The sequence below is a fragment of the Serratia bockelmannii genome, from assembly GCF_008011855.1.
GTDB lineage: Bacteria > Pseudomonadota > Gammaproteobacteria > Enterobacterales > Enterobacteriaceae > Serratia > Serratia bockelmannii.
Genome location: NZ_VOUX01000033.1, coordinates 1,576,880 through 1,599,113, shown reverse-complemented (window position 1 = coordinate 1,599,113; position 22,234 = coordinate 1,576,880). Strand labels below are relative to the sequence as shown.

At 62.0% G+C, this 22,234-nt stretch carries 24 protein-coding genes; 4 read left to right on the top strand and 20 right to left on the bottom strand.

Annotated features, from left to right (window positions below):
* Positions 1–80: 80 nt before the first annotated feature.
* A complete protein-coding gene (locus FOT55_RS24070; protein WP_099782416.1) occupies positions 81–539 on the top strand; it encodes an inhibitor of vertebrate lysozyme family protein in 459 nt (152 codons plus the stop codon).
* A gap of 39 nt (positions 540–578) precedes the next feature.
* On the opposite strand, the gene gutQ is transcribed toward FOT55_RS24070, so the two are convergent.
* The 15 genes from gutQ to yegS form a co-directional block, all read right to left on the bottom strand.
* Positions 579–1,550 (bottom strand): arabinose-5-phosphate isomerase GutQ, encoded by a 972-nt coding sequence (gene gutQ / locus FOT55_RS24065; RefSeq protein WP_147824124.1) that lies wholly within the window; start codon positions 1,548–1,550, stop codon positions 579–581.
* Positions 1,543–2,316: a glucitol operon DNA-binding transcriptional repressor SrlR gene (gene srlR / locus FOT55_RS24060; RefSeq protein ID WP_025303878.1), complete on the bottom strand. Its 774-nt coding sequence runs from the start codon at positions 2,314–2,316 to the stop codon at positions 1,543–1,545. The genes gutQ and srlR overlap by 8 nt, the downstream gene beginning before the upstream one ends.
* A gap of 83 nt (positions 2,317–2,399) precedes the next feature.
* Entirely contained in the window at positions 2,400–2,756 is a 357-nt protein-coding gene (gene gutM, locus FOT55_RS24055; RefSeq protein ID WP_141967260.1) for a transcriptional regulator GutM, read from the bottom strand.
* 46 nt (positions 2,757–2,802) lie between these two features.
* A complete protein-coding gene (srlD, locus tag FOT55_RS24050) occupies positions 2,803–3,582 on the bottom strand; it encodes a sorbitol-6-phosphate dehydrogenase (protein ID WP_147824123.1) in 780 nt (259 codons plus the stop codon).
* A gap of 10 nt (positions 3,583–3,592) precedes the next feature.
* Positions 3,593–3,955 (bottom strand): PTS glucitol/sorbitol transporter subunit IIA, encoded by a 363-nt coding sequence (gene srlB, locus FOT55_RS24045; RefSeq protein WP_004941520.1) that lies wholly within the window; start codon positions 3,953–3,955, stop codon positions 3,593–3,595.
* Positions 3,956–3,977: 22 nt separating this feature from the next.
* Positions 3,978–4,958, bottom strand: a complete 981-nt coding sequence (gene srlE / locus FOT55_RS24040) for a PTS glucitol/sorbitol transporter subunit IIB (RefSeq protein ID WP_025303875.1) — start codon at positions 4,956–4,958, stop codon at positions 3,978–3,980.
* Positions 4,959–4,973: 15 nt separating this feature from the next.
* Positions 4,974–5,522, bottom strand: coding sequence for a PTS glucitol/sorbitol transporter subunit IIC (gene srlA / locus FOT55_RS24035; protein WP_020828107.1), 549 nt, complete (start codon positions 5,520–5,522; stop codon positions 4,974–4,976).
* 236 nt (positions 5,523–5,758) lie between these two features.
* Positions 5,759–6,808 carry a class I fructose-bisphosphate aldolase gene (gene fbaB, locus FOT55_RS24030; RefSeq protein ID WP_025303873.1) on the bottom strand — a complete coding sequence of 350 codons (1,050 nt, stop codon included), beginning with the start codon at positions 6,806–6,808 and terminating at the stop codon, positions 5,759–5,761.
* A 206-nt stretch (positions 6,809–7,014) separates the two neighbouring features.
* Positions 7,015–7,701: a GntR family transcriptional regulator gene (locus FOT55_RS24025; protein ID WP_025303872.1), complete on the bottom strand. Its 687-nt coding sequence runs from the start codon at positions 7,699–7,701 to the stop codon at positions 7,015–7,017.
* A 98-nt stretch (positions 7,702–7,799) separates the two neighbouring features.
* Complete coding sequence (locus tag FOT55_RS24020; protein ID WP_060434399.1) at positions 7,800–9,131, bottom strand: MFS transporter; 1,332 nt, start codon at positions 9,129–9,131, stop codon at positions 7,800–7,802.
* On the bottom strand, positions 9,112–10,617 hold the full coding sequence (locus tag FOT55_RS24015; RefSeq protein WP_147824122.1) for a mannitol dehydrogenase family protein: 1,506 nt from the start codon (positions 10,615–10,617) through the stop codon (positions 9,112–9,114). Before FOT55_RS24015 ends, FOT55_RS24020 begins: the two co-directional genes overlap by 20 nt.
* Positions 10,618–10,669: 52 nt before the next feature.
* Complete coding sequence (locus FOT55_RS24010; RefSeq protein WP_147824121.1) at positions 10,670–11,959, bottom strand: MFS transporter; 1,290 nt, start codon at positions 11,957–11,959, stop codon at positions 10,670–10,672.
* A 91-nt stretch (positions 11,960–12,050) separates the two neighbouring features.
* Positions 12,051–13,067: a Zn-dependent oxidoreductase gene (locus FOT55_RS24005; protein ID WP_161781783.1), complete on the bottom strand. Its 1,017-nt coding sequence runs from the start codon at positions 13,065–13,067 to the stop codon at positions 12,051–12,053.
* A gap of 5 nt (positions 13,068–13,072) precedes the next feature.
* Positions 13,073–14,287 (bottom strand): D-mannonate dehydratase ManD, encoded by a 1,215-nt coding sequence (manD, locus tag FOT55_RS24000; RefSeq protein ID WP_025303867.1) that lies wholly within the window; start codon positions 14,285–14,287, stop codon positions 13,073–13,075.
* A gap of 168 nt (positions 14,288–14,455) precedes the next feature.
* Positions 14,456–15,361: a lipid kinase YegS gene (gene yegS / locus FOT55_RS23995; protein ID WP_043137977.1), complete on the bottom strand. Its 906-nt coding sequence runs from the start codon at positions 15,359–15,361 to the stop codon at positions 14,456–14,458.
* 29 nt (positions 15,362–15,390) lie between these two features.
* Here yegS and FOT55_RS23990 point away from each other — a divergent pair, with 29 nt between their 5' ends.
* Positions 15,391–15,612: a hypothetical protein gene (locus tag FOT55_RS23990; RefSeq protein WP_141998673.1), complete on the top strand. Its 222-nt coding sequence runs from the start codon at positions 15,391–15,393 to the stop codon at positions 15,610–15,612.
* 216 nt (positions 15,613–15,828) lie between these two features.
* Here the strand turns inward: FOT55_RS23990 and trhP are convergent, their stop codons facing one another.
* Positions 15,829–17,181: a prephenate-dependent tRNA uridine(34) hydroxylase TrhP gene (gene trhP / locus FOT55_RS23985; RefSeq protein WP_025303865.1), complete on the bottom strand. Its 1,353-nt coding sequence runs from the start codon at positions 17,179–17,181 to the stop codon at positions 15,829–15,831.
* Positions 17,182–17,359: 178 nt separating this feature from the next.
* Positions 17,360–17,698 (bottom strand): YegP family protein, encoded by a 339-nt coding sequence (locus tag FOT55_RS23980; protein ID WP_016926703.1) that lies wholly within the window; start codon positions 17,696–17,698, stop codon positions 17,360–17,362.
* A gap of 337 nt (positions 17,699–18,035) precedes the next feature.
* On the opposite strand from FOT55_RS23980, the gene FOT55_RS23975 reads away from it, so the two are divergent.
* Positions 18,036–18,299, top strand: a complete 264-nt coding sequence (locus FOT55_RS23975) for an antitoxin (protein ID WP_004941563.1) — start codon at positions 18,036–18,038, stop codon at positions 18,297–18,299.
* A 3-nt stretch (positions 18,300–18,302) separates the two neighbouring features.
* Entirely contained in the window at positions 18,303–18,692 is a 390-nt protein-coding gene (locus FOT55_RS23970) for a type II toxin-antitoxin system VapC family toxin (protein ID WP_025303864.1), read from the top strand.
* 7 nt (positions 18,693–18,699) lie between these two features.
* Here the strand turns inward: FOT55_RS23970 and baeR are convergent, their stop codons facing one another.
* From baeR to mdtD, 3 genes are read right to left on the bottom strand one after another with little or no spacing between them, the layout of a single operon-like run.
* Positions 18,700–19,416: an envelope stress response regulator BaeR gene (baeR, locus tag FOT55_RS23965; protein ID WP_004941568.1), complete on the bottom strand. Its 717-nt coding sequence runs from the start codon at positions 19,414–19,416 to the stop codon at positions 18,700–18,702.
* Complete coding sequence (baeS, locus tag FOT55_RS23960; RefSeq protein WP_147824120.1) at positions 19,416–20,798, bottom strand: envelope stress sensor histidine kinase BaeS; 1,383 nt, start codon at positions 20,796–20,798, stop codon at positions 19,416–19,418. The genes baeR and baeS overlap by 1 nt, the downstream gene beginning before the upstream one ends.
* Complete coding sequence (gene mdtD / locus FOT55_RS23955; protein WP_147824119.1) at positions 20,795–22,225, bottom strand: MFS transporter; 1,431 nt, start codon at positions 22,223–22,225, stop codon at positions 20,795–20,797. Before mdtD ends, baeS begins: the two co-directional genes overlap by 4 nt.
* Positions 22,226–22,234 lie beyond the last annotated feature (9 nt).

Genomic DNA, 22,234 nt, shown 5'->3' with positions numbered 1-22,234 from the left:
ACTTTTTGCCGCAACCGTGGTCTGACTAGTTCAGGCCCGGTTTGACGGGCGAAACCTGATTTAACCTAGGGAGAAGGACTATGACGGGACACCAGGCGCTGCGTTGCGCCCTCTTCGGCGCACTGCTCAGCTTCAGCGCGGGCAGCTTTGCCCAGCAGATCGTCACCACGTCGGATTTGATTCAGCAGCCGGGGTATCAGGCCAGCTGGCAAAACATGGTGAAAGGCCAGGCGCGGATGCCGGGCTGGGCGCGCAAGGGCGTCGGCACCTCTACGCCGGCGCAGAACCTGAGCTGGAAGGGCAAAGAGTATCTGGTCGGCAACCTGTGCAAGCCGCACGACTGCGGCAACAACTTTTTGATCGTGGCGTTCAGCGCGGATAAATCTCAGGCCTGGGGCGTGCGGGTGGAAGTGGAAGATCGGCCGGAAGCCGTCGATCATCCGAAGAAGTATGCCAAGTACCAGTGGCTAGGCAAGCCGAATGACGACATGAAAGCGCTGCTGAAGCAGCAGTTCGAGAACAATCCCGATTGGAAATGATCTGACCGGGGGCGCCTGTGATGGCGCCCCCGGCGTTGATCAGCCGATGCCGGCCTGATGCAGATCGTGCAGGTTGAGCGCCCCCACCAACACACCGTCCATATCGACCACCGGGGCCGCGCTGATGTGCTGTTCGTGCAGCGCTTCCAGCGCCTCGCCGGCGCGCCACTGCTCCGGCAGCCGATAGCCGGGGCGGGTGATCGCCGGGCTGAGCGGATCCTGCAGGCTGTTGCCCTTCACCAGCCAGCGGCGCAGGTCGCCGTCGGTAAATACGCCCACCACCCGCTGCTGCGCGTCGCAGACCGCCACCAACCCGAGCCCGGTGCGGCTCAGTTCCAGCATCGCTTCCATCACGTTGGCGCTTTCGCTCACGCGCGGCAGGCGATCGCCGGTGCGCATCAGGTGATGCACGCGGTTCAGCAGGCGCGCGCCCAGACTGCCGCCCGGGTGCGAGCGGGCGAAGTCTTCCGCGTTGAAACCGCGCTGGCGCATCAGCGCCATCGCCAGGGCATCGCCCATCATCAGGGTGTTTACCGCGCTGGAGGTGGGCGCCAGCCCCATTGGGCAGGCTTCTCGCTCGACGCCTATATCCAACACGCAGGCCGCGGCCTGCGCCAGCGGCGACTCTTTGCCGCCGGTAACGGCGATCACCGGAATACCGTTCTCCGCCAGCAGCGGCAGGATCAGGTCCAGCTCTTTGGCGCGGCCGGAGTAGGAGATGAACACCACCACGTCGTCGGCGCCGATCATGCCGAGATCGCCGTGCAGCGCCTCCGCCGGGTGCACGAAGAACGACGGCGTGCCGGTGCTGGCCAGCGACGCGGCGATCTTCTTGCCGATATGGCCGGACTTGCCGATGCCGGAAATCACCGCTTTGCCACGGCAGTTCAGCAGCAGTTCGCAGGTGCAGACGAAGTTGTCGTCGAGGCGCGCCAGCAGGCGCTGCGCTTCGGTCAGCTCGATCTCCAGCGTTTCGCGGGCGAAGGCGAGCAGGGCGTTGGCGTTACTCATCGGGGTCTCCTACCAGAAGGATATTGATGCCTTTCGCCTGCAGGGCGGCGAGGTAATCGGGGTTGATGTCTCGGTCGGTGATCAGCGTGTCGACGGCGCTGAGTTCGCACACCACGTTCGGGCTCTTGCGGCCGAATTTCGAGGAGTCTACCAACAGAATAATGCGGCCGGCGGCTTCGCACATCGCTTTGCTGACGTTGTGCACTTCGTTGAAAGTGGTGACGCCGGCGTTGAGATCGACGCCGTCCGCGCCGATAAACAGCTTGTCGAAGCTGAACTGCTGGAACGCCGATTCGGCCAGGCTGCCGTGGAACGAGGCCGATTTTTTGCGGTAGGTGCCGCCTGGCATCAGGATGGTCTGATCGTTGTCCAGCTCCACCAGCGCGTTGACGATGGTCAGGCTATTGGTCATCACCGTGATGTTATTGAACTGCGCCAGGTGCGGCACCATCTGCAGCACCGTGCTGCCGGCGTCGAAGATCAGCGAGTCCCCGTCGGCGATCAGCGCCACAGCGGCGCTGGCGATGTGGCGCTTTTTCTCGGTATTGATATGGGTTTTGCGGTCGATCGGCTGATCGCCGTCGTCGCGGCTGAGCACCACGCCGCCGTAGGTGCGGATCACCTCGCCTTCGTCTTCCAGCAGGGTGAGATCCTTGCGGATGGTGGTGCCGGTGGTGGAGAAATGCTCTGCCAGGGCGTCCACTGCCGTTTTGCCATGCCGCTGCAGATATTCAAGGATAGCGGCCTGCCGCTGCTTTGGTTTCATCGCGATTCCCGTTCACAAGAGTGGGGCATTTTCCCTCGCTGAATAATTCACTATGAAAGGTAATGCCTTTTAATATGAAAATATCACGATTTGGGTTCAATCGCTAACGATAGTGCAGACTGGCATGCGCGATCCTCGGGGAAGATCACATCCGGGCGCAAATCCCGCTGATGCAAACCGTGCAATCGAGGCAGCGGGCGGGGCCGGGCGAAAACGGTCAGGCCGCGTAGCAACAGGCTGCCGCACACCCGCCGATCGGCATCGAAGGCCAGCGCCAGCACCACCCGCGGGCGGAAACGGCCGCCGGAACGGCCGACGCCGACGGCGCCCAGTTGGCACAGGCCGTCGAAGGCGCGATTGAAGCGCTGCAGTTGCCACCAGCCGAAGGCGATTTGCAGCAGCCAGGCCAGCAGCGCGAAGGCGATCAGAGCTTGAGTCATGGGATTCTCCTTAGGCCCCCTTCGGCGGAAGGGGGCGTCGATGGCGTCAGAACATCACCTGGCCGCCGGTGATGTTGATCGACTGGCCGGTGCAGTAAGAGGCCTTGTCGCTGGCGTAGAACAGCAGGGTGTTCAGCACGTCCTGGTAGTCGCAGCCGCGTTTCAGCGGCACCTTGTCGATGTAGTACTGCTCCACCTGTTCCGGCGCGATGCCCAGTTTTTGCGCGTACTGCGGCAGCAGCGACTGGAACATCGGCGACTTCAGCAGGTTGCCAAGCATCAGTGAATGCACGGTAATGCCGTACTCCGCCAGATCGAGCGCCAGCGACTGCGTCAGCCCCACGCCGCCGAACTTGGCGGCGCTGTAGCCGGAGTTGTGCTTGCTGCCGACCTTGCCGGACTTGGAATTGATCTGAATGATGCGCCCGGCGATGCCGTCGCGGATCATCAGGCGCGAGAATTCGCGGGCGCAGAGGAAATAACCCACCAGGTTCACCTGCAGCGAGCGGTCGAAGTCGCCCAGCGGGAAGTCGGTGATCGGCGCCGCCTTGGCGATGCCGGCGCTGTACACCAGCAGGTTGGCCTGGCCGAATGCCCGGTCAACCGCCGCCGCCAGCGCGATCACGCTCTGTTCGTCGGTGGCGTCGGCCTGAAAACCGCAGGCGCTGCCTGCGCCAAACGCTTCGTTGATCTGCTGTGCCACCTGATTGGCATTGTCGGCGTTCAGATCGGCCACCGCCACCCGATAACCGGCCTGCGCCAGCCCGTGGGACAAAAAGGCGCCTAACGTTTGGCCGCCGCCAATCACTACAGCTACTTCAGACATGGTCTACTCCTTATGCGATAAATGACAGCGTGCTGCCCAACGGGATATCGGTCGGCGTCGGGCCGGATACGTGGATCGAGCCGGGGAATTCGGCTTCGGCTTCGCCGTCGAAGCGCACGGTGATGTGGCCCAGCTCGCGCAGATTCTGCGTGGCGACGCTGCCGACGGCGGTGATGGCGTAGCGCTGCTGCGCCAGTTCCATCACGCCGCCGACCTGCAGCTCACCGGCGGTCGCGCCGTGGCGGTGGATGAAGCAGAACTCTTCGATATCCGCCGGCGCGCCTTCACGGAAGGTGATCAGCATGTTGTCCAGCAACGCGTCGCGGGCGCAGCCGCCGATCTGCGTGATGGTGGTATGAAAAATGGTGTGCATAAACGTCTCCCTGGGAATCAAATTATTGATAAATGAAGGCCGAGGCGGCCCAGGCGATCAACACCGTCGGCGCGCCGGTCAGGAAGCGGCCGACCAGCACTGAAGGCACGCCGACCCGCACGGTGTCCTGTTTGGCTTCCGCCAGCGACAGGCCGACCGGAATGAAGTCGCAGGCGGCCTGCGCGTTGATGGCGAACAGCGCGGGCAGCGCCAGCTGCGGCGGAATATGGCCGAGGCCGATCTGCACCCCGACCAGCACGCCGATCACTTGGGCGATGACCGCGCCGGGGCCGAGGAACGGCGACAGCAGCGGGAATGAGCAGATCAGCGCCAGCGTCACCAGGCCGATCGGGCTGTTGGCGAGCGGCGTCAGGCCGTGAGCGATAAAGTCTCCGAGGCCGGAGGCCATGATGATGCCGATCAAGGCCGAGACGAACGCCATAAACGGCAGGATGGTCTTCAGCACGGTGTCGATGGTGTCGCGCCCGGCCTGGAAGAACACCGCCACCACCGATCCCATGCCCATGCCGACCTTCGCCAACAGCCCGTCGCTTTGCTCGGTGATTTTCTTGCTGGTGTCGTAGTCGCGCGCCTTGGGCGGCGCTGCAACGGCGGCGGCGGGTTGGCTATCTGCCGCTTCGATTCGGCTGATGTTGTGGTCGCGCACGCCGGAGACATAGATGTCTTCGAGGATAAACTGCGCCAGCGGGCCGGACTGGCCGGTGGCGTGGATGTTGACTGTCGGAATGCGGCGTTTCGGGTACAGGCCGCAGCGCAGGGTGCCGCCGCAGTCTATCACCGCCACGCCGATCTCTTCCGCCGGCGGCTCGCCCTCTTTGAAACCGTCGACGGCGGGCCAACCGGTCAATTCGCTGAGGCGATCGACGATCGAAGGCCGGGTGCCGGCGGTGATGTACACCACTTTCTTGCCGGGTTCGATCGGCAATTCCAGGGGGCCGCCCCAGCCGCTGGCGCCTTTTTCAATACGGATATAAGCACTCATGCTGCACTCCACGAATTAAAGTTGCACCTGGCGATCCAGACGGATGCCCATCTTGCGTTCGAACAGGCTGGTGGTCAGATCGGTGATCCAGCCGCGGAAGAAGTTGGTGAACAGCCCCACCAGGAAATAGCTCACCGCCAGCGGGCCGAGCGGCAGGCCGAGGGTGGTCAGGCCGCTGGCGATACCGAGGTAAACGAACAGCTCGCCGGGGTTGATGTGCGGGAACAGGCCGTTCATCGAGTGGCAGCTGTAGGAGGCCGCCGCGTAGTAGCTCGGCTTGTATTTCTCCGGCATGAAGCGCCCCAGGCTGAGGGTCATCGGGTTGCAGAAGACAAAGGTGCCGATCAGCGGCAGCAGCAGATAGCGCGAGACGGGGTTGCCCGCGCAGCGCTGCGCCAATCGTTCGATACGTTCCTGGCCAACAAATTTGATCAGCGCGTTCATGATTACCAACAGGCTGATCAACAAAGGTAAAATGCCGGTCACCATGCCGACAAACACTTCACCGCCTTTCTGAAACAGGCCGATAAACCACTCGGCGCCGTGGGTGATTAGCTCAATCATTATGTTCTCCTGTAATGGACTGATATGGCCTGGAGCGAACGGCGGCTCTGTCGCCATGGGCCTTACAGTAGTCACTTTGTTGGGCTATTTGTTTTAAATAGATCACAATTTGAAAGATAAATATTTTATTTTGAAAGTTTAAGGTGAAAGAAAGAGAAGGTTGACGGCGTCGGGTTTAGGGGGACGGGCACAAAAAAGCCCGGCGAACCGGGCTTTGGGACAGGCGGTCTGTCACATCAGGCGATGGTGACCTTCTTGTCCAGGTAGGCGTCTTGCACGGCGTTGATCAGCGCCACGCCGTCTTTCATCGATTTCTTGAACGCCTTGCGCCCCAGGATCAGGCCCATGCCGCCGGCGCGTTTGTTGATCACCGCGGTGCGCACCGATTCCTGCAGGTCGTTCTCACCGGCGGCGCCGCCGGAGTTGATCAGTCCAGCGCGGCCCATGTAGCAGTTGGCCAGCTGGTAGCGCACCAGATCGATCGGGTGATCGGTGGTCAGTTTGTTGTAGACGCGATCGTCGGTATAGCCGAATTTCACCGCACGGTAGCCGCCGTTGTTTTCCGCCATTTTCTGTTTGACGATGTCGGCGCCGATGGTGGCGGCGATGTGGTTAGCCTGGCCGGTCAGATCGGCGCTGGAGTGGTAGTCCACGCCGTCCTTGGTGAACGCCGGGTTGCGCAGATAGGCCCACAGCACCGTGACCATGCCCAGCTCATGCGCGCGCTCGAAGGCGATCGAGATCTCTTCGATCTGGCGGCGCGACTGCTCGGAGCCGAAGTAAATGGTGGCGCCGACCGCCACCGCGCCCATGTTGAACGCCTGCTCGACGCTGGCGTACAGGGTCTGGTCGTACTGGGTCGGGTAGCTCAGCGTTTCGTTGTGGTTGAGTTTGACCAGGAACGGGATCTTGTGCGCGTAGCGGCGCGATACCGACGCCAGCACGCCGTAAGTGGAGGCGACGCAGTTACAGCCAGCTTCAATCGCCAGCTCGACGATGTTCTTCGGATCGAAATACAGCGGGTTGGCGGCGAACGAGGCGGCGGCGGAGTGCTCTATGCCCTGATCGACCGGCAGGATAGACAGGTAGCCGGTGCCGGCCAGGCGGCCGTGGTTGAACAGGGTTTGCATCGAACGCAGCACGCTGTTGGGGCGGTTGTTATCGATCATTACGCGGTCGACGAAGTCGTCGCCCGGCAGGTAGAGATTCTCGGCGGGGATAGTGGTACAGCGGTGTTGCAGCAGATCTTCCGCTTCCTTTCCTAGCAACTGCACAATATCAGTCATGATTCACTCCCGATTAAGCTTCTTCATACACCGGCAATGCAAGGGTTTTTGACCACCGGCGCAGTAAAAAAGCGGTGATTGAAGCTGTAAAGCGATGCTACCGAACTTGATCCGGCAAGGACAAACAATAGATGCGATTGAGAGGAAATGCCATTGGCGTGGCCAAATACGCGGGGGCGATCGCCCCCGGCGCGCTAAGCGATTGATTATTCGATCTCGAACCACTCGGTGTTCTGCAGGGCGATCGGGGTGATGGAGTAGATCATCTCCTGCAGGTGATCGTGGATGGCGCGCTCCGCCGCCTCGGCATCGCGCGCTTTCAGCGCCTCGTAGATGCGGTAGTGCTGCTTGATCAGGCTCTCCGGCGGCGAGACTTCGCTCAGGCTGAGGAAACGCACTCGATCCATGGTGGCCTTGATGGTTTCGATGGTCTCCCACGCCAGCGGGCAGTCGGCAAACTGGGTCAGCAGTTGGTGGAATTCGTCGTCCAGCGCCAAAAACTCGCGCGTTTGCCCGTTCTGCGCCGCCAGCGCCTGGCGGTGCAGATTATGCTCCAGCGTCATCAGCTGCGCCGGGGTGGCGCGCTCGGCCGCGCGGCGCACGATGGCGCATTCCACCGCCTGACGGATAAAGCGCCCGTCGGCCACGCGCTTGGCGGAAATCTTCATCACGAAGGTGCCGCGCTGCGGCAGGATCTGCACCAGGCCGGCCTCCGCCAGCTTGATGAAGGCTTCGCGCACCGGCTGGCGCGAAACGCAAAAGCGGGTAGAAATCTCTTTCTCGGACAGCAGGGTGCCGGGGGGGATGGTGCAGTCGACGATATCCTTGCGCAGGAAGCGATAGATCTGTTGGTTGACCGGGACGTTGTTGGTGAGGCTGTACGTTTCAGACATGGCGACAATCAGGCATCTGGCTGGAATTCGAATGCCACCATACTAGCAGATTATTGGTTAAGGGCGGGGGGATAAATCCGCCCGCCGAGCAGGGTAACTCAGTGATGCCAATCCTGATATTCCTGCTTGCGCCGCGCTGGCGCAGTTTCCGGCATCAGGCTCAGGCCGATGGCCGACACCACGCCCAGCACCATCATGTACCCCGCCAGCCCGTAGTAGTGGCCGCCGGTCACCTGCAGGATCTTCACCGCCAACAGCCCGAGAATGCCGCTGCCGATCAGCGAGCCGATCTGCCAGATCAGCGCGATGCCGCTGCAGCGCACGCGGGTGGGGAACAGCTCCGGGAAGTAAGAGGCCTGCGGCGCGTAGCACATGCTGTGGCCGAAGGTCAGCACCACGATCATGGCGATCTGCGTCACCCAGAAGCTATCGAGGTTGATCGCCATAAAGAACGGCACGATGCACACCACCTGCAGCAGCGCGCCGGCGATGTAAACCGGTTTGCGCCCCAGCCGATCGGAGAGGCGGCCCATCAGCGGAATGGCGAAAATCTCCAGCAGCACCGCCACGATCATCGCCTCCAGCAGAATGGTTTCGTTGAGGTGGTTGGCCTTGCCGTAGGCCAATACGATCACCGTGAACATGGCGAAGGCGCAGGCTTCGATCAGCTTGGCACATACCCCTTTGCCGATAAGGCCGGGATAGCGGCGGGCCACTTCCACCACCGGCCGGCTCTCCACCGCTTTGGTGGCGCGGATCTGGGTAAACACCGGCGATTCGTCGATCCTCAGGCGAATAAACAGCCCGACCAGCACCAGCAGCAGGCTGAGCAGGAACGGAATGCGCCAGCCCCAGTCCAGCATCTGCGCCGGTGACAGCACGGCGGTCAGCAGCGCGAACAGCCCGGACGGCAGCAGGAAACCGGCGGGCGCGCCGATCTGCACCCAACTGGCGTAGAAGCCACGCTGGGGCGGCGGCGCATATTCGGCGGTCATCAGCACCGCGCCTGCCTGTTCGCCGCCGACGCCGAAGCCCTGCAGCACGCGGATAAAGATCAGCGCGAGCGGCGCCCAGATGCCGATCTGCTCATAGGTGGGCAGCAGGCCGATGCAGAAGGTGCCGAGGCCGACGATCAGGATGGTGATCACCAGCGCCTTCTTGCGGCCGACCTTGTCGCCGATATGGCCGAACACGATGCCGCCCAGCGGGCGCGCCAGGAAACCGACCGCGTAGGTGGCGAAGGCCGCCAGCGTGCTGATCAGCGGATCGGCGCTGGGGAAAAACAGCTGGCCGAAGAACAGCACCGCGGCGGTGCCGTAAGCGAAGAAATCATAATATTCGGCGGCGGTGCCGATGGCCGAAGCGCTGGCGACGCGCCGCAGCAGCGGTTGATTGCCGGTATTGACGGCGTTATGCGTGGTGACGGTCATCGGAAACCTCCCGGTCGGTAAGCGGCAGAGCGGCGACGGCGGCTTTGGCCCCCTGGCTCAGCAGTTGATGATAAGCGTGGCTGACGGCGCGGACGAAGTCAGGCGAATCGGGCAGATCGTGGCCGAAGACGCTGTCGAGCTGCAGCAGCGCCAGGACGCGGGGCCGGCCTTCCTCGCTGCCGGCGACCAACGCGGCGAGGCGCTCGCGCAGCGGGTCGCTGATGGCGATCGGCTTGCCTTGTTCATCGCGGCCGCCGACGTAGCGCATCCAGCCGGCGACGCCCAGCGCCAGGCAGTCGAAGCGGCTGCCGCGCGCCAGATGCCAGCGGATCGCGTCCAGCAGCCGTTGCGGCAGCTTCTGCGTGCCGTCCATGGCGATCTGCGCGGTGCGGTGCTTCAGCGCGCGGTTGCGGTAACGCTGCAGCAGCGAGTCGGCATACTGCGCCAAATCGACGTTCGGCACCTGCAGGGTCGGCGCCTGTTCCGCCAGCATCAGGTGACGGGCGGCGCGGACAAAATCCGCATCCAGCATACAGTCGCCGACGTGCTGATAACCGGCCAGATAGCCGAGGTAGGCGAGGAACGAATGGCTGCCGTTCAGCATGCGCAGCTTCATCTCCTCATACGGCAGCACGTCGCTCACCAGTTCGGCGCCGGCCTTTTCCCAGGCCGGGCGCCCCTGAGGAAATCGGTCCTCAATGACCCACTGGCTGAACGGCTCGCAGGCCACGCTGACGTCATCCTCGACGCCGCCCAGCCAGGTGCGCAACTGTCGGCGGGCCTCCGGCGTTACCGCCGGCACGATGCGATCCACCATGGTGGAAGGGAAGGCGACCTCTTGACGCACCCAGTCGGCCAACGCCGGATCCTGCCGCTGCGCCAGTTCGACCAGCACCTGGCGCGTGACCCGGCCGTTAGCCGGCATGTTATCGCAGGACATCACGGCGAACGGCGGCAGCCCGCGTTCACGGCGCAGGCGCAGCGCCGCCAGCAGCAGCCCCGGCGCCGACTGCGGCTGTGCCGGGTGGGCGATATCGTGCGCGATCGCCGGGTGTTCCTCCATCAGCCGACCGCTGGCGGGGTGGTAGCAATAGCCCTTTTCGCTGATGGTCAGCGAGACGATGGCGATCTCAGGCTGTGTCAGGGCCGCCAGCACCGCCGCCAGCCCGTCGGTTTGCAAGTGCAGCGCCTGGCGAACCACGCCGATGACCCGGCCCCGCCAGCCGTCGTCGTCCATCTCCGCCACCGAGAACAGCAGGTCCTGTTGCCGTAGGTCGGCGATCTTTTGCTGGCCGTGCTGCATGCTGATTTCGCAGTAACCCCAGTCACTGCCGTGCTCGCTGGCCAGCCTGTCGGCGTACATCGCCTGGTGCGCGCGGTGAAACGCGCCGAAGCCGATATGCGCCATGCGCGGTTTCACGCGCTCACGTGCGTAGCCGGGCCGGATAACGGCGGCCGGCAGCGCGCTGTGGTCGGAAAGTCTCATGTTCAATGTCCCTGGAGAGGTAAGCAAAGGGGCGAAGCCGCCCCGTCTGGCGTTAGGGTTTTAAGATTTGCACGCCCGCCGTTGCGCGCGGCGCCTTGATCACCAGCAGCACCAGCAGCGCGCCCAGCGCGGCGACGCCGCCCGCCAGCATAAAGGCGCTGTCGAATTTGCCGGTGTTCTGCACGATGTAGCCGGTGACGATCGGCCCGATGATGCCGGAGACGCTGCCGATCAAATGAATGAACCCGCTGGCGCCGCCGACCCGGGATTTATGCACCACGTCCTGGATAATCGCCCAGTAGAGAGCGCCGGTGATGTAAAGGAAGAAGATCGACACCGACATCAGCATCACCGCCGGCACCACGCTGCTGACAGTGCCTGCCAACGCCACGCACACCGCCGCCGCCAGCAGGCTGGTGACCAGCACGATCTTGCGCGACAGCAGCAATTTGCCGGTGATGTTGAAGATCTTGTCGGAAATATAGCCCCCGAGCGCCAGCCCGACGAAGCCGATGATCCACGGGATCATCGTGGTCAGGCTCATCTCTTTGATGTTCAGGTTGTGCGCCTGCACCAGATACGAGGGGAACCAGCTCAGGAAGAAGAACAGGATGTAGTTGTAGCAGAAGAAGGCGAAGGCGGTGACCAGAATGATCGGCTGCTTCAGGTAGTAACCCAGCCCGTGCGCGGCGTCGCTCAGCGCGCTTTCCTCGCCGAGGTTTTCCTGTTTCAACTGTGCGATCAGCGCCCGTTCTTCGTTGCTGACGCGTTGGCTTTTCGCCGGGTTATCCGCCACCACGAAGAACCACACCAGCATCCAGACGATGCCGATGGCGCAGATGATCATAAACGCCGGCCGCCAGCCGAACGCCAGCGCCAGATAGCCGACGATCGGCCCGGCCACCGCGCCGCCCAACGGTGAACCGGCGCTGAGCAGGCCCATAGCGGTCGCCGCCTGTTTCTTCGGGAACCAGCCGTTGATCATCTTGTTGGCCGAGGCGCAGATCGGCCCTTCGGCCATGCCGAACAGGACGCGCAGGATCAGCATTGAGTAAAAGCCGGTGGCGATCGCCGTCATGCCGCAGAAGATGGACCACAGGCCGACCGCCACGCCCAGCACCAGCGTCGGGCCGAAGCGGTCGACCGCCAGCCCGCCGACGAAGTTGAAGATGGCGTAGCCGAAGAAGAAGCTGCCGAAGATCAGGCCGAACTGTTCGGCGTTCAGCATCAGATCCTGTTCGATCATCGGCACGGTGATCGACAGCGCCACGCGATCGAGGTAGTTGATCATGTAGACCATGAACAGCAGGAACACGATGGTCCAACGCAGGTTTTTAAACATAAAGCACTCCACTGGGTGTCGTTTTAATCGTGATGCTTCGTTGTTTGCACGGGCGGCGGGTGCCGCCCCATGCCCCGATGCTGCCGTGACGTTACTCGAACTGCAGCAGTACCTTGCAGCAGGTGCGCTGATCCCGCTCGAACATCTGCATTGCCCGTTCGACGTCGCCGGCGGGCACGCAGTGGGTGAGTAGCCGCTGCGGGTCTAGCTTGCCGTCCGCCATCCAGGCGATCACCTGTGGGAAGCGCGCGCTGTTCAGGCGCGAGGAGAAGATCGACAGCTCCTTGCTGGTGATGCTCTGCTGGGTCAGGGTGCAAGCGTCGCCGGAAAAGCCCATGATGCCGATGCGCGCCGCCGGCGAAGCCAGCGCGATCGCCTCCGGCAAAATGGCGGGGTGGCAGGCGGCATCGACGATCAGCGTCGGCTGAACGTCGCGCTGCTGCAGCGCCTGCGGCAATGCGGCCTCGGCGTTGTTGAATACTTCGTCGGCACCGTTGGCGCGTGCCATGTCCAGCCGTTCGGCGATGCGATCGACGACCCACACCTGCTTGACGCCGTACACGCCTTTCAGCGTCTGGATCACCGTGAGCCCCATCGGCCCGGCGCCGTAGATCAGCGCGATGTCGTCGGGGCGTGGTTGCAGATGGGCGGTAATGTTGGCGGCGATAGTGAAGGGTTCGATCATCGCGGCGTGGCGATCGCTGATGGCGGCCGGAACCGGATAGGCGTTGCGTGCCGGCACGCAGGCGTAGTCGCTGAAGCCGCCGTCGCGGTGCACGCCGATCACCTGCAGCGAGGTGCAGACGTTGGGGCGGCCGACCGAACAGGGATAGCAGTGGCCGCAGCTCACCACCGGGTCTACCGAGACGCGTTCGCCGAGGCGCGCCGGATCGACGCCTTCGCCTAGAGCATCGATCAGGCCGAAGAACTCGTGGCCGATCACCCGCGGGTAGCGGGCGAACGGGTTATGGCCGTGATAGATATGGACGTCGGAGCCGCAGATGCCGGCGAATTTCACCTTGACCCGCACCTCGCCGGCCGCCGGCTGTGGCAGCGCACGCGTCTGCAGCGCCAGGCGCCCGGGCTGTTCGATCACGACGCTGCGCATGGTGTTTACCAGTTCCATAAGGTGCCATCCTCCAGACGCGCGACCGGCAGGTAGGCCGGTTCATATGGGTAACGGGCCGCCAGCTTCTCATCGAACTCGATGCCGATGCCCGGCTTGTCGCCCGGATGCATATAGCCGTCGTCGAACGTCCAGCTGTGCGGGAACACCTCGAGCATTTGCTCGGAATAGCCCATGTATTCCTGCACGCCGAAGTTTGGCACCCACAGATCGAAGTGCAGCGCCGCCGCCATGCAGATCGGCGACAGATCGGAAGGGCCGTGAGAACCGGTGCGCACCTGATACAGCGAGGCGAAGTCGGCGATGCGCCGCATGCCGGTAATGCCGCCCGCGTGCGTCAGGGTGGTGCGGATGTAGTCGATCAGCTGTTCTTCGATCAGCTGTTTGCAGTCCCAGATGCTGTTGAACACCTCGCCGACGGCGATCGGCGTGACGGTATGCTGGCGGATCAGGCGGAAACAGGCCTGATTTTCCGCCGGCGTCGGATCCTCCATCCAGAACAGGCGATACGGCTCGGCGCTTTTACCAAAGCGCGCCGCTTCAATTGGCGTCAGGCGATGGTGCATGTCGTGCAGCAGGTGCTCGTTGAAGCCGAACCTGTTGCGCACCGCGTCGAACAGTTTGGGGGTGAAATCGAGGTATTTTTCCGTCGACCACAGCTGCTCTTCCGGCCAGTCACCCTTGGTGGCCGGCTCATAGGCCTGGCCTTTGCCCTTGGCCATGCCGTAGGTGGTTTTCATGCCGGGCACGCCGCATTGCACGCGGATCGCCTTGAAGCCTTGTTCTTTATGTTTGGCGTAGTCGTCGAGCACCTCGTCGATCGAGTGGCCGGTGGTATGGCAATACACCATCACTCCCGAACGTGAGGCGCCGCCCAACAGCTGATACAGCGGCATGTTGGCGGCCTTGGCCTTGATGTCCCACAGCGCCATGTCGACGGCGGAAATGGCGGACATGGTCACCGGGCCGCGCCGCCAGTAAGCGCCTTTGTAGAAGAATTGCCAGAGGTCTTCGATCCGCTGCGCGTCGCGGCCGATCAACTGCGGGCAGAGGTGATCTTTCAGGTAAGAGGCCACCGGCAATTCGCGCCCGTTCAGCGTGGCGTCACCGAGGCCGATGATGCCGTCATCGGTGGTGATTTTCAGCGTGACAAAGTTGCGCCCCGGGCAGGTGACGAACACCTCGGCGTTGACGATTTTCATAACCTTCACATCCTGTAGCTGCGGAGAGATAGCGCGAAAATACGCCATGAACTAACTACCATACAAGTATGAATTAATGAATTTGCCGGAGAGGATCACATTTGATCGCGAGTGAAAGCGGATGAACGGAGGGGAAGAAGTGGGGCGCAGCGGCTGCGCCCGACAAGGTCAGCCCAGCAGGGCGCAGTTAGGCGGCAGGCGGCATTCGATGGCCTGCGGCAACACTTCGATGCGGAAATGGCGGCCTTTGAGCGGTTCGCCGTCGAGGTTGAAGGTCATCTCATGCGGCGCGTCGATCTCGAGCCACGGCAGCGCCGCGCTGAGGATGCTGTTGCTCTCTTCGTCGTTGAACAGGGCGGCGACCAGCGCCGGCAGCAGTTCATCGGCGATCAGCAGGCGCAGCTGCAGCAGGCCGTCGTTGATCAGCGCGCTGGGGCACAGTTCCTGGCCGCCGCCGGCCTGCTTGCCGTTGCCGATGCCGATCACCAATGCTTCGCCGGCCCAGCGGAAGTCCGGCCCGCGGATTTCACAGCGGTCGGCCTGCAGCGTATCCATGCGCAGCAAGCCGTGCACGAAGTAGGACACGCCGCCCAAGGCCGCCTTCAACTTCTCCGGTGTCTCGGTGGTGATGCGGGTGCCGAAGCCGCCGGTGGCCATGTTGATGAAGTAGCGCTCGCCGTTGACCTTCGCCAGATCGATCGGCACCGAGCGGCCCTTGATCGCCAGCTGCAGCGCCAGTTCGGGGGATGGGGGGATATTGCACGCCATGGCGAAGTCGTTGGCGGTGCCGAGCGGCAGAATGCCCAGCGCCGGCCGGTTATGCGCCGGCAGCTGCACCAGCGCGGCGGCCACTTCGTTGATGGTGCCGTCACCGCCGCCGGCGACGACGGTGCCGACGCCGAGTTGTGCAGCTTCCGCGACGTAGCGCGCGGCGTCGCCGTGCTCCCAGGTCACGCGCACGTACAGCGTGATTTGCTCTTCGCGCAGCCGTGTGACCGCCTGACGCAGTTCTTCGTTGCCGGCGCCCTTGCCGTTGAGAATAAGCAGGGCGGCTGCATGTGAGTGTTGAGGCATTACCGATCTCCTCCGGCGGAAAACCAAGAATGCCTCAAGATAAACCAGCCTACGCCGCCAAGCCATCAGAATATTCAGCTAATTCCGGTTATTTCCTATTGTGCCGTGAATATGAAGACGATGCGAATTTATCTGAATTTAACCTGACAATAAGCGGAATTTTAATGGCGGCAGGATTAATCGCTATAGCGTTATTTATATATCGATGTGGCGTTATTATTTTTATTAAAATGGATAACGGGAAAACGTAATGAAAAATAGGCGCACCGGCGGCAATGGCGGACCCATAAAGAAAAAGCCAGCCCAAGGGAGATTGGGCCGGCTAAGGAGGTGGTTCCTAGTATTGCTATGCAAATATTTTCGTTGTTCGTTTTAAGCAGCGTGATAGTAACCAAGCTGCGGGCACATTGATGTGATCCAATTCTAATATTTGCTAAAAATCGCCGCCGAATGGCGACGATTGATTGTTAGGCTCCGGCGCTATTTTCTTCCGCCAAATTGCGGATCAGCAATGCATAATTGAGATCAATATCCTGCGGGATCGGCAAATAAACGATATGGCCGTTGCCCGGCGCGACCTCAATCGGCTCGCCTTTCTTATTTTGCATGCTTTCGAGGGTGAACAGCACGTTGCCGCCTGGCGTCATCATCTCGACGCTGTCGCCGAGTGAGAATTTATTCTTCACGTCGACTTCCGCCCAGCCTTCGCGGCGCACGCCGGTGAACTCGCCGACGAACTGCTGGCGCTCGGAGAGCGAAGAGCCGTATTCGTAATTCTGCTGCGCTTCGTGCACGTGGCGGCGCAGGAAGCCTTCGGTATAGCCGCGGTGCGCCAGGCCTTCCAGCGTGGTGAGCAGGGTCGGATCGAACGGTTTGCCGGCAACGGCGTCGTCGATGGCGCGGCGGTAGACCTGGGCGGTGCGGGCGCAGTAGTAGAAGGACTTGGTGCGCCCTTCGATCTTCAGCGAATGCACGCCGAGCTGCGTCAGACGCTCCACGTGCTGGATGGCGCGCAGATCCTTGGAGTTCATGATATAGGTGCCGTGTTCGTCTTCGAAGGCGCTCATATATTCACCTGGCTTTTGTGCTTCAGACAGCATGAACACCTTGTCGGTCGGCGCGCCGATGCCCAGCGTCGGCTCGACGGTCTGCACCGGGATCGGTTCGTGCAGGTGCACGATATTGCCGGTGTCGTCCTCTTTGCCTTCCTCCGCCTTGTACTGCCAGCGGCAGGCATTGGTGCAGGTACCCTGATTGGGATCGCGTTTGTTGATGTAGCCGGACAGCAGGCAGCGGCCGGAGTAGGCCATGCACAGCGCGCCGTGGACGAAGATCTCCAGCTCCATGTCCGGCACTTCGGCGCGGATCTCGGCAATCTCTTCCAGCGACAGTTCGCGCGACAGGATCACGCGGGTCAGGCCCATTTGCTTCCAGAACTTCACCGTCGCCCAGTTAACGGCATTGGCCTGCACCGACAGGTGGATGTCCATCTGCGGGAAGGCTTCGCGCACCATCATGATAAGGCCAGGATCGGACATGATCAGCGCATCCGGGCCCATATCGATAACCGGCTTCAGATCGCGCAAGAAGGTTTTCAGCTTGGCGTTGTGCGGGGCGATGTTCACCACCACGTAGAATTTTTTGCCCAGCGCATGCGCTTCGTTAATGCCCTGCGCCAGATTCTCGTGGTTGAACTCGTTGTTGCGTACCCGCAGGCTGTAGCGCGGCTGGCCGGCGTAAACCGCATCGGCGCCGTAGGCAAAGGCGTAACGCATGTTTTTCAGCGTTCCGGCCGGGGAGAGAAGTTCCGGTGTAAACATAGTGTGTCTCGGTCTGATTTCAGGTCAGCACCACGCCACCTGATGGCGCAGTAAAAGCGGGGGATTGTAGCCGCAGCGCGGCAAGAAATCAGCAGTTAACCGGATTTATTCAAGGGAGATTGATCCCGGTCAAACGGAAAACGCGCGGTGGCGGCCACCGCGCGGGCGAAACGGGGGATCAGGCGCTCAAATCGCGGATATCGGTGGTCGGGCCGTTTTTCGTCACCGACTGGATACCGTTTTTGGCCGCGCTTTCGGAGCTGTACATTTCGCTGACGCCGATCACCTGATGGTTCTTGGCCTTCAGCACAAAATAGGGCTGATTGCTGGCGCTGTGCTTCAGTTCGTACTGCGCTTCGTGCGGTGAATTGGTCTGCACCGAGGCGATGCCGTTCTCCGCCGAGGCTTTGCTGGCATACATCTCGCTGGCCAGAATAATTTCGCCGTTACTGGCTTTCAGGTTGAAGTGGTACTGTCCGTTCTTTGCTTTTTTCAGCTCGTAATGACCGATTGCCATGGTTCTTCTCCTGTAGGTTCCGATTCGTGATGTAAGTGTAGCCAATCGCTTGAAAATCGGCGGCTAAACCTCACAGCAGCTTAGTCGAAAAAATGCGCAGTTTTTTTGCGCCGGCGCGGAGTTTTCATTCGGTGAGCCCGGCGCCGCACGGGAAGCTAAGGAAAGGCGCGGTGATTGCGCAGTGCGCCGCATAATGACAATTACGTGGTTTCATCGAGCAGCATTGCGCGTTACCGTTTGCCCGCTACGTAAAGGTGAGTGAAAAGTGAGCGATAGATCTTGGCATCGACGCGCTGCAGGCATATGCTTTGGCCTATGCCTGCTGTGGAGTGTCGAGATGGAAAGAATCGCCAAGCTGTTTAAAAACGGTAGAAATCAGGCGGTGAGGTTACCGGTGGAATTTGAATTTGATACGGATCGTGTGTATATCCGTCGCGATCGGGAGGGAAACGTGATTTTATCCAAATATCCGGCAAAGCCGGACAGCTGGGCACCGCTGCTGAGCATTATCGCCCAAACGCCGGTGCCGCAAGAGTTTCTTGGCGCGGAAGATCGTCAGCAAGGGGTTGCAGACCGCGATCCATTCTCAGAGGAAGAGTAGGCGATGTACATGTTTGATACCAACACCGTCAGCCACTTGTTTCGGCAGCATCCGCAGGTGCTTAACGTCATGCAAAAGCTCCCGCCTTCTGCCGTATGTATTTCCAGCGTCACGGAGGCGGAACTGCTTTACGGTGTGGCCAAACGGCGGAACAAAGCGTTGCAAAGCATGGTCGAGGCCTTTCTTGCTGCGGTGACGGTCTATGCATGGGATCGCGAGGCCGCCCGCTGCTACGGTGAAATGCGGGCAAACATGGGGAGAAAGGGCAAAATCATGGGCGCGATGGATCAACTGATCGCCGCTCACGCGCAGAGCCGTGGCGCGACGCTGGTGACCAACGATCGCGCATTCGCCATGGTGCCCGGGTTGGCGGTTGAAGACTGGACGCGCTGATTTCCCTCTAAACCCCATTCATCAGCCGGCAGGGCTCGGCTTCCCAGCGGTAGCCCACACCGTATACCGAGCGAATAAAGGATTTTTCCCCGTCGATCAGTTCCAGCTTGCGGCGCAGGTTTTTGATGTGGCTGTCGATGGTGCGGTCGGTGACCACCCGGTAGTCGTCGTACAGGTTGTTCAGCAGCTGCTCGCGAGAAAACACGTTGCCTGGCTGGCTGGCCAGCGTTTTCAGCAGGCGGAACTCCGCCGGCGTCAGATCCAGCAACTGCCCCTGATAGCTGGCCTGGAAGCGCGGTTCATCGATGTGCAGCAGATCATCTTCCCGCGCGTTCTCCTGCGGCCGATAGCTGCGGCGCAGGATGGTTTTCACTCGCGCCACCACTTCACGCGGGCTGTAGGGTTTGCAGATGTAATCGTCGGCGCCGATCTCCAATCCCAACAGGCGGTCAATCTCTTCGATTTTCGCCGTCACCATCACGATGGGCACGTCGCTGAAGCGGCGCAGCTCGCGGCACACCGTCAGGCCGTCGGCCCCTGGCAACATCAGGTCGAGTAAGATCAGCGCCGGCGGATGCTGGTGCACGGTCGGCACCACTTCATTACCGTTGGTCAGCCAGCGGGTGGCGTAGCCCGCCGCCTGCAGATAATCCACCAGCAGCTGGCCCAGCTTGGGCTCATCTTCAACAATCATGATCTGCACGGGTTGATTCTGAATGTCCATCAGGGCGCCTTATTTTTTATCGGGGTAGCAAATTCTACTGTAATGCGCACGCCGCCTAAAGGCGAATGCTCGGCGCGGATTTTCCCGTCGTGCGCTTCCACGATGTTGTGGCAGATCGCCAACCCCAGCCCTGAGCCGCCGCTGGCGCGGTTGCGTGAACCTTCCGCCCGATAGAAGCGTTCGAAAATGCGCGTCAGTTGCTGATCGCTGATGCCCGGCGCGCTGTCCTGCCAGCAGAGGATCAGTCTCCCCGGCTGCAGCTCGGCGCCGATCTCCAGCCGGCCGCCGGCGTCGGTGTAACGCAGGCTGTTTTCCAGCAGGTTATTGAACAGCTGATTCAGGCGATCGGGATCGCCGAACAGCGGCGCCTGGGCCGGCAGATGGGTGACGATCTCCAGCCCTTTGGCGCGGAAGCGTTCACGGAAGGCGGCGACGGCGATCTGCACCAGGTGCACGCAGTCCACCTGCGCCTTGCGATAGGCCAGCGCGCCGAGATCGGAGAGCGACAGCTGGTGCAGGTCGTCGACCAGTTTGGTCAAGGTGGATACCTCAGCCTGCAGCGAGCTGAGCGACGCCGGCGTCGGCTGGCGCACGCCGTCCTGCAGCGCCTCCAGCTCGCCGCGCAGCACCGCCAGCGGCGTGCGTAGCTCGTGCGACACGTCGGCCATAAAGGCGCGACGCATCTGCTCGTTTTTTTCCAGCGAGGTGGCCAACTGGTTGAAGTCGTGCGCCAGCCTGCCCAGTTCATCCTGGCTGCTGACCGCCACGCGGGTGGTGAAATCGCCCGCCGCCAGGCGGTGGGTGCCCGCCACCAGGCGCTTGACCGGGGCCAGCATGCCGCGCGACAGCAGCCAGGTCACTGCCGCTGCCAGCAGGGTGGAGAGCGCGACGATAATCCAACTGGTGCGCCGCTGCTGGCGATCGAAGTTGATGTCGGTATTGCGCGTCAGGCGCTCGACCGGGGTGGTGAGCACCCAGCCGACGATCTCGTTGTTATAGCGGATTGGGTGGCGCGGCCCCTCTTTCGGCAACGGGCCGGAATGCCCGACCAGCCGATTGAACTGGCTGTCCACCACCCAAAACTGGGTGCGCCAGCCCTTGGGCGGCAGATTGTGGCTGCTGTCGCTGTTCTGCTCGAACGAACGCATGATTTGGTAGACCACCTGATCGTTGTTGCGCAGGAATATCCAATTGCCATGATGGCTGTACTGTTCCTCCAGCGCTTCGCTCAGCATGTTGATGCGCTGCTCGTTGCTGCTCTTGATGTAATCGATAAAGCCGCGCTCAAAGCTGACGCGCACCCCCCAATGCATGGTGATCAACACCAGCATGCAGGTAGCGAAAATGGCCAGGAACAGCTTCCCGGTAATGCCTATCCTCATTGCAACCTCGTTGAGCCGGTACCCGGCTCTTTGGTCAGCGTGCGGTTGGGCGCGCTATCGGCCGGCACGCGCGCGAAGGCGAGCGCGGGCAGGGCGATAATCAACGCCATACAGCAGTAGCTGTAAATAAATGCGCTGTGAATGGCTGGGCTATCGGCCACCACCTGGTGATGGGCGAAGCTGCCGATCAAGATGCCGGCGACGCTGACGCCGAGGCTCATCGACAGCTGCATGACCATCGACAGCAGGCTGTTGCCGCTGCTGGCCAGCCGGTCCGGCAGATCTTTCAGCGTCAGGGTGTTCATCGCCGAGAAGCGCAGCGAGTTGACCATCCCCTGGAAGAACAGCACCACCGGCAGCAGCCACAGCCAGCCGAGCATCGCCGCCAGCAGGAAACTCAGGCTGACCAGCGCCAGCAGCAGCGTGGCGGCCACCAGCACGTTGCGGTAGCCGAAGCGGTTGACCACCTGCACCACGATGCGCTTCATGCCCATGCTGCCGATGATCATCGGGATCATCATCAGCCCGGCGTGGAACGGCGAGAAGCCCATGCCCACCTGCAGAAACAGCGGCGTCATGAACGGCAGCATGCCGCTGCCGATGCGCCCCAGCAGGCTGGCCAGCAGTCCGATCTTGTAAGTCGGGGTGCGCAGCAGCCGCAGCGAGAACAGGGCGCGGCTATTGCCGTAAGCATGCCAAACATACCCCAACAGCGCCGCCACGCCCAGCGCCACCAGGCCGGCGATGGCGCCGCCGGACAGCCCCATGCCTTTGTGGCCGTCGAGCGCCAGCGTCAGCGACGCCATGCCGATCGCCAGCAGGAGAAAGCCGCTGACGTCGAAGCGGCGGGTCTGCATTTGGTAGTTGGGCATCAGCAGCAGCGTAGCGATGGCGCCCACGATGCCCACCGGAATATTGATCAGGAAAATCCAATGCCAGCTGGCGTATTGCACCAGGAAGCCACCCAGCGCCGGCCCCATCAGCGGGCCGATTTGGCCTGGCAGCGTTACGAAGGTCATCGCCGCCATGTACTGCTCGCGCGGCACGATTTTCATCACCGTCAGACGGCCGACCGGCACCATCATCGCGCCGCCGACGCCCTGAAGCACGCGCGAGGCGATCAGTTCGTTCAGGGTTTCCGAGCGGGCGCAGAGGAGGGAGCCGAGGGTGAACAGCACGATGGCGCTGAAAAACACCCGCTGTACGCCGACCTTGTCCGCCAGCCAGCCGCTGGCCGGCAGCGTCACCGCCACCGTCAGCACATAGGAGACGATCACCGACTGCATGCGCAGCGGGTTCTCCCCCAGGCTGGCGGCCATCGAGGGCAGGGCAGTGTTGACGATAGTGGTATCCAGCGTCTGCATAAAGAAGCCGAATGCCACTATCCAGAGTTGCCAGCGTACCGTGGCGGTGTGTTTCATCAGCATCAGTCGGCC